13 protein-coding genes are annotated in these 15,817 nt (G+C 66.2%); 4 read left to right on the top strand and 9 right to left on the bottom strand.

Going from position 1 to position 15,817, the window contains the following annotated elements; genetic code table 11:
- Position 1 precedes the first annotated feature (1 nt).
- Positions 2–439, top strand: a complete 438-nt coding sequence (ubiT, locus tag ACYVG8_RS15200) for a ubiquinone anaerobic biosynthesis accessory factor UbiT (RefSeq protein ID WP_028498157.1) — start codon at positions 2–4, stop codon at positions 437–439.
- A 64-nt stretch (positions 440–503) separates the two neighbouring features.
- On the opposite strand, the gene ACYVG8_RS15195 is transcribed toward ubiT, so the two are convergent.
- The 7 genes from ACYVG8_RS15195 to miaB form a co-directional block, all read right to left on the bottom strand.
- Positions 504–1,733 (bottom strand): MFS transporter, encoded by a 1,230-nt coding sequence (locus tag ACYVG8_RS15195; protein ID WP_107888841.1) that lies wholly within the window; start codon positions 1,731–1,733, stop codon positions 504–506.
- A gap of 63 nt (positions 1,734–1,796) precedes the next feature.
- The gene (locus ACYVG8_RS15190; RefSeq protein ID WP_028498158.1) at positions 1,797–2,369 is read right to left on the bottom strand and encodes a xanthine phosphoribosyltransferase; all 573 of its coding nucleotides are present in this window, start codon (positions 2,367–2,369) and stop codon (positions 1,797–1,799) included.
- A gap of 253 nt (positions 2,370–2,622) precedes the next feature.
- Positions 2,623–4,134, bottom strand: a complete 1,512-nt coding sequence (gene lnt / locus ACYVG8_RS15185; protein WP_233495162.1) for an apolipoprotein N-acyltransferase — start codon at positions 4,132–4,134, stop codon at positions 2,623–2,625.
- Positions 4,135–4,228: 94 nt separating this feature from the next.
- Positions 4,229–5,092: an HlyC/CorC family transporter gene (locus ACYVG8_RS15180; protein WP_028498159.1), complete on the bottom strand. Its 864-nt coding sequence runs from the start codon at positions 5,090–5,092 to the stop codon at positions 4,229–4,231.
- Positions 5,093–5,101: 9 nt separating this feature from the next.
- Positions 5,102–5,599 (bottom strand): rRNA maturation RNase YbeY, encoded by a 498-nt coding sequence (ybeY, locus tag ACYVG8_RS15175; protein WP_281661568.1) that lies wholly within the window; start codon positions 5,597–5,599, stop codon positions 5,102–5,104.
- A complete protein-coding gene (locus ACYVG8_RS15170) occupies positions 5,596–6,576 on the bottom strand; it encodes a PhoH family protein (protein WP_036385123.1) in 981 nt (326 codons plus the stop codon). The genes ybeY and ACYVG8_RS15170 overlap by 4 nt, the downstream gene beginning before the upstream one ends.
- 37 nt (positions 6,577–6,613) lie before the next feature.
- Complete coding sequence (miaB, locus tag ACYVG8_RS15165; RefSeq protein WP_028498161.1) at positions 6,614–7,948, bottom strand: tRNA (N6-isopentenyl adenosine(37)-C2)-methylthiotransferase MiaB; 1,335 nt, start codon at positions 7,946–7,948, stop codon at positions 6,614–6,616.
- Between the two features lie 420 nt (positions 7,949–8,368).
- On the opposite strand from miaB, the gene ACYVG8_RS15160 reads away from it, so the two are divergent.
- The 3 genes from ACYVG8_RS15160 (at position 8,369) to ACYVG8_RS15150 (ending at position 12,240) form a co-directional block, all read left to right on the top strand.
- Positions 8,369–9,619, top strand: a complete 1,251-nt coding sequence (locus ACYVG8_RS15160; protein WP_199489714.1) for a c-type cytochrome — start codon at positions 8,369–8,371, stop codon at positions 9,617–9,619.
- Positions 9,606–10,469, top strand: coding sequence for a c-type cytochrome (locus ACYVG8_RS15155; protein WP_199489715.1), 864 nt, complete (start codon positions 9,606–9,608; stop codon positions 10,467–10,469). The genes ACYVG8_RS15160 and ACYVG8_RS15155 overlap by 14 nt, the downstream gene beginning before the upstream one ends.
- A gap of 193 nt (positions 10,470–10,662) precedes the next feature.
- The gene (locus ACYVG8_RS15150) at positions 10,663–12,240 is read left to right on the top strand and encodes a methyl-accepting chemotaxis protein (RefSeq protein ID WP_158537387.1); all 1,578 of its coding nucleotides are present in this window, start codon (positions 10,663–10,665) and stop codon (positions 12,238–12,240) included.
- Here the strand turns inward: ACYVG8_RS15150 and ACYVG8_RS15145 are convergent, their stop codons facing one another.
- Both ACYVG8_RS15145 and ACYVG8_RS15140 read right to left on the bottom strand, forming a co-directional pair.
- Entirely contained in the window at positions 12,241–13,674 is a 1,434-nt protein-coding gene (locus ACYVG8_RS15145) for an HlyD family type I secretion periplasmic adaptor subunit (RefSeq protein ID WP_036385129.1), read from the bottom strand.
- Positions 13,671–15,806 carry a type I secretion system permease/ATPase gene (locus ACYVG8_RS15140; RefSeq protein WP_028498166.1) on the bottom strand — a complete coding sequence of 712 codons (2,136 nt, stop codon included), beginning with the start codon at positions 15,804–15,806 and terminating at the stop codon, positions 13,671–13,673. Before ACYVG8_RS15140 ends, ACYVG8_RS15145 begins: the two co-directional genes overlap by 4 nt.
- Positions 15,807–15,817: the final 11 nt, after the last annotated feature.

Raw genomic sequence — 15,817 nt, 5'->3', positions numbered from 1 at the left:
GATGAGCATTCCCGACATTACCCTGCCGGCCCCGCTCGGCAAACTGGCCCGCAAGCTGCCGCAGCGCCCGCTGTCGATGGCGCTGGTCGCCGCGCTGAACCTGGCCGGCCGGCGCGGCATCCTGCCGGCCGATTCGCTGGAGCTGCTCGAAGAGCGCACCTTCGTGGTCGAGTCCAGCGATGCCGGCCTGACCGCATCGTTCACCGTCCGCAATGGCCAGTTCGTCGCCATTGCCCGGCCGGACACGCCGGACCTGCACTTCACCGCCCGCGCCTGCGACTTTGCCCGGCTGGCGCTGCGCGAGGAAGATCCGGACACGCTGTTCTTCAACCGCAAGCTCGATATCGAGGGCGATACCGAACTGGGACTGATCGTGAAGAACATGCTCGATGCGATCGACTGGAGCGGCACGCCGCTGGCGCGTTTTATCGCCGTGTAAGGGCCTGCCAGAATGAAAAAAGCGCGACAGTGTCGCGCTTTTTCATGCCTGCTGATACCTGGCCTTACTCCGCGTCGCGCCAGGTTTCCTGCATGCCCCACGCCAGCAGCGCCGCCACGACCAGCAGTGCGAAATACGGCCAGAACGCCAGCTGGTAATCAGCCAGCGACGGTTCGGTACTGGCCAGCCAGCGGTTCGGCAGCGCCATCAGCAGCCCGGCGGCAATGAACTTGGCACCGTTGGCGATGGCGGCCGAGGTGCCGATCAGTCGCGGCTCGACCAGTTCGGCCGCGGTCACGAACGACAGCATGTGTCCCCCGGTGGCCAGCCCGATGACAAAGCAGACCACGCCGGCACTGAGCGCCGTCAGCGGCAGGAACAGCAGTGCGGCCATGCCGAGCACCAGCAGCACGGTCATCAGCAGCATCGGCAGCCGGCGCGAGTGCACCGCGTCCGACCAGCGCGCGGTCAGCGGTGCACCGACGGCCAGGCCCAGCCACAACACCGATGTCGCATAGCCGGCTTCGGTCCCGCTCAGGCCATGGGCGGCCAGGATCTTCGGCGTCCACAGCACGCCAAGCGCCAGCAGCAGACCGAACAGTACCGCCCCGGCGATCACGCCGAACCAGACTTGCGGAATGCGGCATACCGACAGGATGTCGTGCAGCACGCCGGTCACGAAACCGGCGACGCCGCCACTGGAGCGAGGCTGAGGCTGCGGGTCGCGCACCACGGCCAGCGCCACCAGTGTCAGTGCGGCACCGGCGCCGGCGGCCCACCACGACATCGCCCGCCAGTCGACATGGGCGAGGGCGGCCTGCAGGCCGGCCTGGCCCAGGGTCGAGCCGATGGCGGCGATGGCCTGCACCATGGCGAACATCAGGCCGAACCTGGCAAAACCGAACCAGCGTCCGCCAAGGAAGCCGGCGCCGACGAAACCGAACGACGAACCGATCGCCACCACCGCCTGCGCCCAGGCCAGCATGGCGAACGAATCGGCCATCGCGAACAGCGCTGCGCCGAGTGCGAAGCAACCGATCGCCAGCGGCAGCATGATGCGCGCGCCAGCCCGGTCAAGCAGCGCGCCGGAGAACAGCTGGCTGACGGCGAACACCCAGGTGTAGATCGCGCCGAGCGCAACGACGTCGCCCAGTCCGAGCCCGGTATCGCGGGCAAGGTCGCTGTTGACGATGGCATAGCCGGTCTGGAAGTCGAACAGCAGCACGACGAACAGCGTGCCGACGATCCAGTTGGCCCAGGCGACGGGGCCGCCGAGGCGGGGAGTAACGGTCATGGGGAAGACTCTGGCTGGGAGAGAAAATGCAACGCGCCGGACTGGGCCGGCGCGAAAGGGGTATCAGTCGAAGTGGACGCGGTTGTCGTCGAAGCTCTTGATCACCGCAAGCGACTCGACCCGCACGCCGGCATCCTGGACCTTGCTGCGCCCGGGCTGGAAGCCCTTTTCGATGACGATGCCGACCGCGACCGGTACCGCACCGGCCTGGCGGACGATGTCGATCAGCCCGGTGGCCGCCGCGCCGTTGGCGAGGAAGTCGTCGATGATCAGCACGCGCTCGCCGGCACGCAGATAGCGCTTGGACACGCGGACCTTGTAGGTGGCCTGCTTGGTATACGAGTAGACCGACGATTCGTAGGCTTCGCCATCCAGGTTCAGACTCTGGGTCTTCTTGGCGAACACGACCGGGGCATGGTCGAAGTGCGGGCTGGCCGCCACGGCGACGGCAATGCCGGAAGCCTCGATGGTCAGGATCTTGTCGATGGCCTCGCCGTCGAAACGACGGGCGAATTCGGCGCCGATGGCGTCGAGCAGGCGGACATCGATCTGGTGGTTGAGAAAGTTGTCGACCTTGAGAATGTGGCCGTCGAGCAGGCGACCCTCGTCGAGGATCTTGCGCTTCAGGGTTTCCATGGCGGGAGTGGGAAATCGCGTAAAGCGCGCGATTTTACAGCAGCCACCGCTTTCGTGGGCAGGAATGGGATCAATGGCGGCGAAAAGGGCTCATGGCGGTGGGCACCGACAGCCACCGTGGCGTCGGCACACGCCCGACGGGCAGAACCTGTCGTGAGTACCGCAGTCTGGCGGATTGATTGCGCCCGGCCCCTTCCGGCCCCGCCGTCGCGTGGAGACTTCGCGGCGCTCGTCCGTTCTTCGCTACGCTGAATCAGCGCCGCCGCCGTCTGCCCGCAAACAGCCCCAGCACCAGCAGCGCCAGCACGATGACCGGGCCGTTGCCGAGCCGCATGTAGGGTGTCAGCCCGGTGCGGCCCTGCACCGTGCTTTCCAGCACCCCGCGCTGGAACTGCGGCAGGCTGGCGACGACACGACCGCGATGGTCGACCACGGCCGTCAGGCCGGTATTGGTCGCACGAATCATCGGTCGCCCGGTTTCCAGCGCGCGTGCCTGTGCCAGTTGCAGGTGCTGCCAGGCAGCATTCGAGTGACCGAACCACGCCATGTTGCTGACGTTGGCCAGCAGGGTCGCCTCGCGCGCCGGGCCGATCAGCTCTTCGCCGAAGCTGTCCTCGTAGCAGACGTTGAAGGCCACGCGCTGTCCGGCCAGCGTCATCGGCGCCTGGTTGGCGCCGCCCGGGGTAAAGCCGGCCAGCGGCATGTTCATGTAGCGGTACAGCCAGCCGGTCAGCCACGGCAGCGGGACGAACTCGCCAAACGGCACCAGGTGATCCTTGCTGTAGCGCTGCTGCCCGCCGGTCACGCTGACCACGCTGTTGTAGTAGCGGTCGCCATCGCCCCGGTCCGGCACGCCGGACACCAGTTCGGCCCCGCGCGACTCGACCAGCTTGCGCATCGCCTGCAGGTACTCGGGCGGCATCTGGTCGTACATCAGCGGGAAGGCGGTTTCCGGCAGCACGATCAGTTTGCCGCGCGCGGCCACCACCTGCTCCGCATAGACCTGCAGCGTCAGTTCAAACGAGGCCGGGTCCCATTTCATCGATTGCGGGATCGCACCCTGGGCCAGCGACACGGTCAGCGGCGCCCCCACCGGACGGGTCCACTCCACCCGGGCGAACGACGCGCCACCGGCCCACAGCACGGCGACCAGCCCGGTCGACAGTGCCGCCTGCCACGGCCGGCGCACCGTGGTCTGGCTGCCGCCGAGCAGCGACAGCAGCCAGCCGAGCACCGCGCCACTGGACGCCACCGCCCAGCTGACACCGAAGATGCCGAGCACCGGCGCATAACCGGCCAGCGGGCCATCGGGAATCTGCGTATAGCCGAGCGAGCCCCACGGGAAACCGGTGATGAGCCAGCCGCGTACCCACTCGAAGATCGTCCACAGCGCCGGCCAGGCCAGCAGCCAGGCGCCGCTGCGACGGCCGCTGGCCTGGGCCAGCCACGCCGCCAGCGCCGTGGCGACAGCCGGGAACAGCGCCAGCCAGGCCGGCAGCAGCAGGGTCAGCGGACCGGCAAACACCGCCGGCAGGCCGGCAATGTCGTGCAGGCTCAGATAGGTCCAGTAGAAGCTGGCGGTAAAGCCGCTCAGCGCCCACAGATAGGCCAGCACGAAGGCGCGGCCGGGACGGGCGGTGAACACCTGCGAGAACAGGATCGCCAGCAGCGGCAGGACCAGCCAGCCATGCCCGTACGGTGCGAGGGTGGCAGGATAGGCGAGACCGACAAGGCCGGTGAACAGAAAGGGCAGCAGACGCTTCACGGATGGGGTTCAAACAAAAAGGCCGCGCGGCCAGCCGCGCGGCGGATTGCAGACAGGGAATGACGGGCGGGCAAGGTACACCCCTGCCGGCCGCTCATTCGTCGGAAGAAGCCAGAAGCGACATCTGCTCGGGCAGACGCTCGACCAGCAGCACCTGTACCCGCCGGCTGTCGGCCCGCTGGACGGTGAAGCGCCAGCCGGCAAACTCGACCACTTCGCCACGCTTCGGCAGATGGCCAAACTGCGCGACCACCAGGCCACCGATGGTATCGACTTCGTCATCGGGGAAATCGGTGTGGAACGCCTCGTTGAAGTCCTCGATCTCGGTGATCGCCTTGACCCGCCAGCGCCCGTTGCGGCCGGGGACGATATAGCCCTCGGTCTCGTCGAAGTCGTATTCGTCCTCGATATCGCCGACGATCTGCTCGATCACGTCCTCAATGGTCACCACGCCGGCCACGCCGCCATACTCGTCGACGACGATGGCCATGTGGTTGCGCGTCTGGCGGAACTCGCGCAGCAGCACGTTCAGGCGCTTGGATTCGGGGATGAACACCGCCGGCCGCAGGCTGTCGCGCAGGTCGAAGCCGGCCGGATCGGCGAAGTACTGCAGCAGTTCCTTGGCCAGCAGGATGCCGATCACCTCGTCCTTGCTGTCGCCGATGACCGGGAAGCGCGAGTGCGCGCACTCGAGCACGAACGGCAGGAAGGTCTCGACCGAGTCGTCGACCTGCACCACGTCCATCTGGCTGCGCGGGATCATCACGTCGCGCACGGCCAGCTCGGACACGGCCAGCACGCCCTCGATCATCGACAGCGCTTCGGCATCGAGCAGGTTGCGCTCGAAGGCGGAATGCAGCAGCGTCACGAGTTCCTTGCGGTCCTCGGGTTCGCGCAGCAGCATGGCGGACAGGCGTTCCAGCCAGCCGGGTTTGTGACTACTACTGGGGTCGTCCATAAGCGGGGTTCAACGCTCCTCGGCGTAAGGGTCGGGGTATCCCAGGCGGGCCAGGATGCGGGTTTCGAGCGACTCCATCGCTTCCGCTTCCTCGTCCGACTGGTGGTCGTGGCCCTGCAGGTGCAGGACACCGTGCACGGTCAGGTGGGCATAATGCGCTTCGATGCTTTTGCCCTGCTCGTCGGCCTCGCGCGCCACCACCGGCGCGGTCAGCACGATATCGCCGAACAGCGGCAGGCCGGCAATGCTGTCCTCGCCCTCGTTCAGCGCAAAGGTCAGCACATTGGTCGCATAGTCCTTGTCGCGGTACTGGTGGTTCAGTGCGCGGCCTTCCTCTTCATCGACCACGCGCAGCGACAGCTGCGCACGGCGGGTGTTGCCGAGCGCGGCGCTGATCCAGCGCGCAAAGGCCGACGGCGACGGCGTGCCGGGCGGACAGACGCTGAGTCCGACATCGAGGTCGAGTTGTTTCGGGGCGGGACGGAAGCGTGTCCTGGCAAGTTTCATGCGTGTCTTTCTTCTGCTGCGTCGCCGGTTTCGTTCCAGCGGTCGTAAGCGTCGACGATCTTCTGCACCAGCGGATGGCGCACGACGTCTTCGCTGTTGAAATGGTGAAAGGCAATGCCGCGCACATTGCTGAGAATGCGTTCGACCTCGACCAGCCCGCTCTTCTGGTGCCGGGCCAGGTCGATCTGGGTCACGTCGCCGGTCACTACCGCGCGCGAGCCGAAGCCGATGCGGGTCAGGAACATTTTCATCTGTTCCGGGGTGGTGTTCTGCGCCTCGTCGAGGATGATGAAGGCGTGATTCAGCGTCCGGCCGCGCATATAGGCCAGCGGTGCAATCTCGATCAGGTTCTTCTCGAACAGCTTGGCCACCCGGTCGAAGCCCATCAGGTCATACAGCGCGTCGTACAGCGGCCGCAGATACGGGTCGACCTTCTGTGCCAGATCGCCGGGCAGGAAGCCAAGCTTCTCGCCGGCCTCGACCGCGGGACGGACCAGCACGATGCGCTTGACCGCGTCGCGCTCCATCGCGTCGACCGCACTGGCGACCGCCAGATAGGTCTTGCCGGTACCGGCCGGGCCGATGCCGAAAGTCACGTCGTGATTCTGGATGGCACGGATATAGACGTTCTGCCCCGGTGTGCGGCCGAACAGGTCGCCCTTGCGCGTCATCAGCGCCGGCGTACCGCCCTCGACCTCGGCCGTGGTCTCAGGATCCATGCCGCGCTTCAGTTCGATCAGCCCGAGCTGGATGTCCTCGACATCCAGCGCCCGCTGCGCGCGCAGGTAGAACGACTCCAGCACCTGCACCGCTTCACGGGCACGGCTGCCGGCGATCTTGAATTTCTCGTTGCGGCGCGAGATGGCAACATCGAGCGCGGTTTCGATCTGCTTGAGGTTGTCGTCCAGCGCGCCGCACAGGTTCATGAGCCGCGCGTTGTCGACCGGATTGAAGGCGATATGTTCGATATGGGGCATACGACCAGCCCCCCGCTGTGGCGAGGGAACGATGGGGTTAATCGGACTCGACGGTGAGGATTTCTCCACGCACGCTGTGAGAATAGGCTTCCGTGATGACAACTTCGATCATCGAATTCAGCAAGCGCGGATGACCGACCACATTCACCACGCGATTGTTGGCGCTGCGCGCCGCCAGCTCGTTGCCGTCGCGGCGGGATATGCCCTCGACCAGCACCCGCTGCACGGTACCCACCATGGCTTCGTTGATCGCCAGTGTATTGCGGTCCAGCACGTCCGTCAGCGCCTGCAGGCGCCGGATCTTGACCTCGTGCGGCGTCGTGTCCGGCAGGTCTGCTGCCGGCGTACCGGGGCGCGGCGAGTAGATGAACACGAAGCTGGCGTCGTAGTCCAGTTCCTCGACCAGCTTGAGGGTGCGGGCGAAGTCGTCGTCGGTCTCGCCGGGGAAGCCGACGATAAAGTCCGAACTCAGGCACAGGTCCGGACGCACTGCGCGCAGCTTGCGCACGATCGACTTGTATTCGAGCACGGTATAGCCACGCTTCATCGCCGCCAGCAGACGGTCGGAACCGGACTGGATCGGCAGGTGCAGGTGTGACACCAGCTTCGGCAGCCGCGCAAAGCAGTCGATCAGCCGGTCGGTGAATTCACGCGGGTGGCTGGTGGTAAAGCGGATGCGCTCGACGCCGGGCACCTCGTGCACACAGTCGAGCAGGAAGGCGAAGTCGGCGATTTCGCCATCGTCCATCCGCCCGCGATAGGCGTTGACGTTCTGCCCCAGCAGCGTGATTTCCTTGACGCCCTGCGCGGTCAGCCCGGCGATTTCGGCCAGCACGTCGGCCAGCGGCCGGCTGACTTCCTCGCCGCGCGTGTACGGCACGACACAGAAAGTACAGTACTTGGAACAGCCTTCCATGATCGACACGAAGGCGGCACCACCGTCGACCCGGGCCGGCGGCAGGTGATCGAATTTTTCGATTTCCGGGAACGAGATGTCGACCTGGGCCCGACCTTCGGCGCGACGGGCGGCAATCATTTCCGGCAGGCGGTGCAGGGTCTGCGGCCCGAACACCACGTCGACGAACGGTGCGCGCCGGACAATGGCGTCCCCTTCCTGCGAGGCCACGCAGCCACCGACGCCGATCACCAGATCCGGGTTCAGCTGTTTCAGGTGGCGGACGCGCCCCAGATCGGAGAACACTTTCTCCTGGGCCTTTTCCCGCACCGAACAGGTGTTGAACAGGATGATGTCCGCGTCTTCCGGCGAGTCGGTTCTGGACAGTGCCTCGCCTGCGCCGAGCACATCGGCCATCTTGTCCGAGTCATACTCGTTCATCTGGCAGCCGAAGGTCTTGATATAGAGCTTTTTCATGCGACTTTATGAAAATAAGAAGGCAAAACCGGCCAATGCCGGTTTTTGTGCCTCGAAATGAATTCGGTTACGCGAATTGTAGCATCTGCATCAACCGGGCGAAAAACCGCCGGCCGGACAATATCCCGTCTCTGGCGCGCAGCCCCGGCCCCGGCACGGTTGATCTGCAGCAAACGGCATGCATTTGTCCGCCTGCGGCGCAGAACGACGACATTTCATGAAACCGCATCAGAATCAAACAGTTGCTTCAACCCCCTGACTGGCTAGCACATTTCCGCCTACCGGACAATTGTGTTGATCGCCTAGCCGGGGTGCGCGTCTCCCCCATGCCGGCCGACGGGCCGATGGATAGATTGGCGACATTCCATAGCGATTCATCCAGGGGGTGCCATGCGACATTCAGGACTCAGCGCCGCGCTCATGCTGCTGTTGCTGCCTGCCTGCGTGCAGGCCGCGTTCAGCACGGATTCGATCCGACGCGGTCAGTACCTGGCCCGGGCCGGCGACTGTATCGCCTGCCATACCCGGCCGGGAGGCGCCGCCTACGCGGGCGGTCTGCCGTTCGACACGCCGGTCGGCCGCATCTACGCAACCAATATCACGCCCGACCGGAAAACCGGCATCGGCAACTACAGCTACGACCAGTTTGCCCGCGCGGTCCGCGAAGGCGTGGCCGCCAATGGCGACCCGCTGTACCCGGCCATGCCGTATCCGTCGTATGCCAGCGTCAGCGACGCCGACATGCGCGATCTGTACGCATTCTTCATGGCCGGCGTGCCGGCAGTCAGCCAGCCAAACCGGGGCAGCGACATCCCGTGGCCGCTGAGCATGCGCTGGCCGCTGAAGATCTGGAACTGGCTGTTCGTCGATGCGCGGCCTTACAGGGTCCAGGCGGACAGGAGTGCGGCATGGAATCGTGGCGCCTATCTGGTCGAGGGGCTGGCCCACTGCGGTTCCTGTCACACGCCACGCGGCCTCGCCTATCAGGAAAAGGCACTGAGCGCGCGCGACGGCAGCGAGTTCCTGGCCGGCAACAATATCGGCGGCTGGTTCGCCAAGAGCCTGCGCGGCGACAAGGGCCGCGGGCTCGGCGACTGGAGCGAGGCCGATATCGTCGAATTCCTGAAAACCGGCCGCAATGACAAGAGCGCGGCATTCGGTGGCATGGCCGAGGTCATCGAGCACAGCAGCAGCCATCTGGAACGGACTGATCTGGCCGCCGTGGCGACCTATCTGAAGGCCCTGCCGGCCAGTGCCGGTGCGCCAACGGTCTATTCGGCCGCCGGCGCCCATGTCACCCGGGGCCAGTTGCGCAGCGGCGACTACCGTCAGCCGGGCGCCAGTACCTATGTCGAGTTCTGCGCCAGCTGTCACCGCGATGATGGCGGCGGCTTCCCGCGCATCTATCCGGCGCTGGCCGGCAACTCGGTACTGCTGACCGACGATACGCGCTCGCTGATCCGCATCGTGCTCGAGGGCGGGCGCATGCCGCATACCGTCGCCGACACCATGGCTTTTGCCATGCCTGGCCTGCCGCAGCTCAACAACCGCGAAACCGCCGAGGTCCTGTCCTTTATCCGCTCCAGTTGGGGCAATCACGCAAGCGCGGTCAGCGAGGCCGATGTCGCCGCTGTCCGCGAATCGCTGGAGAAATCGCATGAACGCCGCTGACCGCATCTCCGTCCTCGCCGGCTGGGCCGGCGCCGCCACCCTGGCGTTCTGCCTGGCCGCGTCGCCCGCCTGGGCGCAGCCGGCCGGCGCGCGCCCGTTCTCGCCGCCGCGCGACAGCAGCATGCCGCCCGGCGAGGCCGGCGCGCAGATCCGGCTCGGACAGCGGCTGACCAATGAGACCGCGCGCCTGCTGCCGGGCAATGTCGGCAACGCGCTCAACTGTTCGAGCTGCCACCTCGGCGCCGGCAAGGTGGCGAAGGCTTCGCCATTCGTCGGCGTCTGGAACGACTATCCCGGCTACAACCCGCGCGCCGGTCGCGACGTCACGCTGACCGAACGCATCAACGGCTGTTTCCGCCGCTCGATGAACGGCAAGCCGCTGCCGCCCGATTCGCGCGAGATGCGCGCAATGCTGGCCTATATGCGCTGGCTGTCGGCCGACGTGCCGCGCGGTGACAGGACCGGTCGCGGCATCGGCAAGATCAACAAGGATCTGGTTCCCGATCCGGTACGCGGCAAGGCGGTATACGCCGCCAGTTGCGCCAGCTGTCACGGCGACGACGGGCAGGGCAGGAAGCGGGATGGCGAGTTCGTGTTCCCGCCGCTGTGGGGCCCCCAGTCCTTCAATATCGGCGCCGGCATGGCCCGGACCTATACCGCCGCGGCCTTCGTGCTGCACAACATGCCGATTGCGCACGGACTGAATGCCCCGCTGGGTCAGGGCGGCGCGCTGAGCCCGCAGGACGCCGTCGACGTGGCCGAATATTTCACCCACCAGCCGCGACCCGATTTCCCCGACCGATTGAAAGACTGGCCGAAAGGAGGCAAACCCAAAGACGCCCGCGATTGATTCTCCAGGTTTTTTTCAAGGTTACTTTTCCCGCCAGCCATGGCGGGTTTTTTTTGCCCGGCGCCCGCCCGGCGCTAAGGATTTTGCAGTGCATGGCAAAGCCGCATGCTATTGTCGTAGTTACTCCAACCGACAATGAAAGAGCGGCATGCGGCTGTCAATGAATCGGGTCGGGCCCCTGTTGAAGGGTTTCATGCTGCTCAGCATCGGTCTGATTCTGGCGCTGACCATCGTCCCGCTGCTGCGTCTGCAACAGTTGTCCGCCCTGTACGATACCAACCGCAATGTGGTCGAGCCGCTGGTCGCCGATCTGGCCGAGGTCCGCTACGACTTCGTGCAGATCCAGCAGTTCATGACCGACACCGCCGCCACTGGCAACGCCGACAGTCTGAAGGAAGCCGCCAAGGCCCGCGATGACGCACTGGCCCGCCTCGACGATATCGCCAGGCTGGCCCCGCCCCTGCGCGACGACAGCCAGGCACTCGCCAGTGCGGCCCGGCATCTGTACGACACCGGCATCCGCATGGCCGCCGCCTACCAGCAGAGCCGCGAAGCCGGCAATGCCATCATGCAGGCGCCCGATGGCTTCGATGCCCAGACCAGCGCGTCGGACCAGCGCCTGCAGGCCCTGCGCGAGAAAATTGTCACCGAAGCCCGGGACAGCGGGGCAAAACAGCTCAACGCTCTCGACATGACGCGCTACGGGCTGATCCTGCTGTGCCTGATCTCGCTGGCGGTGGTCATCATCGCCTCGTGGGGTCTGTACCGCAGCATTTTCCGCCAGCTCGGCTGCGAACCGGTCACGGCACGCAAGCTGACCCAGTCGATTGCTGATGGCGACTTTACCCACACCATCAAGACCGGCGCCTCCAGCGAGAACAGCCTGCTGACGGCACTGGTCAACATGCAGTCGCGCTGGCGCGACATTCTGTCCCGGCTGAACCAGCAGGCGCAGGTACTGCAGCGCGTCTCGGTCGATGTCGGTGCACACGCGCATTCGCTCAGCGGCAACAGCCGCCAGCAAACGCTGGCCACCGATGCCATCGCGTCGGCGACCGAGCAGTTGTCGGTCGCCATCGACACCATGCTCGACGCGACGCGCAAGGTCGAGGAAAGCGGCGAATCGGCATTGCAGGGCGAGGCCAGCATCCGCAGTGTGGTCAATCTGGTGACCCATGCTGCGACAACGGTCGGCCAGGCTGCCGACGAGATCCAGCAACTCGACGAGAAGATCGTCGAAATCGACCATATCGTGCAGTTGATCCGCGACGTGGCCGACCAGACCAATCTGCTGGCGCTGAATGCCGCCATCGAGGCGGCGCGCGCCGGCGAATCCGGTCGCGGTTTCGCCGTGGTGGCGGACGAAGTCCGCAAACTGGCCGAGCGCACGGCGACCGCGACCGAATCGATCAACCGGGTCACCATCGACGTGACCGGCCTGACCCGCCAGGCGGTCAGGAGCATTCACGACGGGGCCGAGCAGGTGCAAAGCACCGTCAGCGACGCAAACCAGGCGCTGGCCATCATGAGCGATGTCCGCCAGGACGCCGACACGGCGCGCAGCGAGCTGGGCCGCATCCTGGCCGCCCTGAGCGAAACCCGGACCGGCGCGCTCGATATCGCCAGGCGTGTCGAGCAGGTCGCCAGCATGACCGCCAACAATCACCAGGCCACGGAGAATCTGGCCAGCACCACCGACACGCTGAATGCAACGGTCGAGGCGCTGGAGCAGACCGTCGCCATCTTCCGCCTGCCGGCCAGCCACACCTGATCAGCGTTCCTGCAGGCTTTCGTCCCGGTACTGCTGCAGCGGGCTGAGGAAGAAATCGATCACCCGGCGCGTGCCGGTCCTGATCTCGGCCGAGACCGCCATGCCCGGCGCCAGCCCGACCTCGCGCCCGTCGACACGGATCGACGTCCGGTGCAGCCGGATCCGGGCCGCATAGACCAGCCCGCGCCGCTCATCGTTGATCGCATCGTGCGACACCGAAACGACCGTTGCCGGGATCGTGCCGTAGCGGGTGAACTGGAAGGTCTCCACCTTGATCTCGGCCAACTGCCCGGCATGGACGAAACCGACATCCTTGTTGGCGACAAACGCCTCCACCTCCAGCGCGCCGTCCCGCGGCACCACCAGCATCAGCGGCTGGGCCGGCGTCACCACCCCGCCGACGGTATGCACTGCCAGTTGCTGGACCGTCCCGTCCACCGGTGCGGTCAGCGTCATCCAGCGGGTTCGCATGTCGGCCTTGATGCGGTCCTGCTCCAGTGCCGCGGTTTTCTGCAGGCTGTCGTTGATGCCCTGCAGCTGAATCCGGCGCGTCTCCGTGTCCAGCTCGACCAGGCGCGCCCGCGCCTCGCCAAGCGCTTCCGTCGTTTCCTGCTGCCGGCTGCGCTGCGCCGCCAGGTCCGCCTCCAGCTCTATCCTGGCCTGCTCGCGCTCCATATAGCCATGGCGGGAGACGAACTGCCGTTCGGCCAGATCCTTGTACGATGCCTCGCGCTGACGGGCAAACGGCAGCGTCAGCTCCAGCTTGTGGACCAGGGCCTGCGAGGCTTTCAGTTCGGCCTCGCGCCGCGCCACTTCCGCCTCGATCCGCCGCCGCCGGGCAACAAACTCGTCGAACTGCCCCTGTGCCAGCCGGATGGCCTCGCTCCACAGCGCATCATCCACACCGGCAGGCCGTGCCATGGCCGGCAGACGGCCCAGCCCCAGCCCCGCCAGCATGGCCTGGCTGCGTGCGAGCTGCGCACTGACCACGGCCAGCTCGCCCCGGATCCGGTCCCGGTCGGCATGCACGCCGGTCGTGTCCAGCGCAATCAGCACCTCGCCGGCCCTGACTCGCTGCCCGTCGGCGACCCGGATCTGGCGAACGACCGCCGCCTCCATCGACTGGATGGTCTTGGTATGCCCGTTCGGAATGACCTTGCCGCCCGCCACCGCCACCACGTCGACCTGGCCGATGCAGGACCACAGCAGGGCGATCAGCAGGAATCCGATCAGCAGCCACATTGCCAGCCGCGGCAGCGGCGACACCGGGGTGTCCTGCAGGGCCAGCGCAGCGGGCAGGAATTCCCTTTCCTGTGCCAGCCGCCGTGGCGGGTCCAGCAGCTTGCGCTGGCGCCACGTCAGCCGCCAGACATCGGCATGCTGCCTCAGGACCAGCAGTGCAGCCTGCAGGCCGACACGGATCCGGCCCCTCATGTTTCCCCCTGCTGCAGGCGGTGCAGCCCGGCATACACCCCGCCGGGGATCGCCAGCAGTGCCGCATGCGCCCCCTGTTCGACGATCTCGCCGTCATCCATCACCACGATGCGGTGGGCATCGCGCACGGCGGACAGGCGGTGCGCAATGATGATGACGGTTCGTCCCTGACAGATAGCCCGCATGTTTTCCTGGACGATGCGCTCGGATTCGTAATCCAGCGCGCTGGTGGCCTCGTCCAGCACCAGGACGCGCGGCCGGCCCATCAGCGCACGGGCAATGGCAATGCGCTGCCGTTGCCCGCCGGACAGGCTCGCCCCCTGTTCGCTGACCGGCGTGTCGTATGCCTCCGGCAGCGAAGCAATGAAGTCATGCGCGCCGGCCAGCCGGCTTGCGGCCATGACGGCTTCCAGGCTGGCACCGGGGTCGGCCAGCGCAATGTTTTCCCGGATGGACCGGTTGAACAGGATGTTCTCCTGCAGCACGACACCAATCTGTCGACGCAGCGATGACGCGTCGACCAGCGCCAGATCCATGCCGTCCACCAGCACCCGGCCGCGCGACGGCACATACAGCCGCTGCACCAGCCGGGTCAGCGTGCTCTTGCCCGAGCCCGAACGGCCAACGATGCCGATGACCTCACCCGGCGCGATCGCCAGCGTGACGTTCTTCAGTACATCCGGCCCATCCGGCCCATAACGGAAGAACACCTGCTCGAAGCGGATGTCGCCACCCAGCGTCGGCATCATGGTCCTGTTGCCGGCCGCCTCGGTCGGCGCATTCAGGATGTCGCCCAGCCGCTGCATCGAAATGCCGACCTGCTGGAAATCGGTCCACAGCCGGGCCAGCCGCATGACCGGCTGTGCCACATGGCCGGCCAGCATGTTGAAGGCCACCAGTTGCCCGACGGTCAGCTGCTGCTCCAGCACCAGCCGCGCCCCGAGCCACAGCGTGGCGACGGTGACCAGCTTGCCGATCAGCCCCACCCCGGCATGCGCCAGCGTGCCGACGGCCCCGGCCCGGAAGCTGGATGTCACATAGGCGGCCAGTTGCCGGTCCCAGTGCCGGGTCAGTTGCGGCTCGACCGCCATCGACTTGATCGTCGCCACGGCGGAAACCGACTCGACCAGAAACGCCTGGTTCTCCGCGCCGCGATTGAAATTCTCGTCCAGTCTCGCGCGCAATACCGGCGTCACCAGCAGCGACAGCATGACGTAGCATGGCAACGAGGCCAGCACCACCAGTGTCAGCCAGGCGCTGTAGAACAGCATGACGACGATGAACAGCAGCGAAAAGACCAGGTCCAGGATCAGGGTGATCGCATTGCCGGTCAGAAATGCGCGGATATTTTCCAGCTCGCGCACCCGGGCCACCGAATCCCCCACCCGGCGGGCCAGAAAATAGGACAGCGGCAGTTTCAGCAGATGGCGGAACAGCACCGCGCCCAGCTCGACGTCGATGCGGCTGGCCGTATGGGCGAAGACATAATCGCGCAAGGCGCCCAGCACCGACTCGAAGATGACCACGACCAGAAACGCGGTGGCCACCACGTCGAGCGTCGACAGTCCGTTGTGCGGCAGCACCTTGTCCATCACCACCTGGAAAAACAGCGGCGTGATCAGGGCAAAGCACTGCAGCGCAACACTGACCAGCAGCGTTTCCAGCAGCAGCCGGCGGTATTTGACGATCGCCGGGATGAACCAGCTGAAATCGAAACGGCCGAGACGGGACAGCACCGACGCCCGCGAGGTGAACAGGATCAGCTCGTCGCAGCCCCGTGCCCGCAACGCCGCCAGCGACAGTCGTTCCGCCCGCGGCTGGCAAGGATCGTGGATCAGTGCGCTGTCCCGGTCAACGCGGGCCAGCAGATAGAAGCGCCCGTCCGCATCCTGGGCCAGTGCCGGCAGCGGTGTGCGCGCCAGTCTGTCGGCCGGAACCCGGACCGCGCGGGCATGCAGCGCCAGCGAGCGGGCCGCCAGCAGGATATCGGCAGTGCCGAAGCGCCCCCCGTCAGGCATGAACTGATGGGCCAGTTGCACCGGATCGGCAATCTTGCCATGCAGCCGGGCCATCATCGCCAGGCAGATCAGGCCGGTGTCGGGCAGCGCCTCGACCGCGGACTTATCCGGCATGGCGCAGCACC

The sequence above is a fragment of the Microvirgula curvata genome (assembly GCF_054781615.1).
Note: the sequence above shows the minus strand (reverse complement) of the source record. Positions and strands in the feature narration are given on the sequence as shown.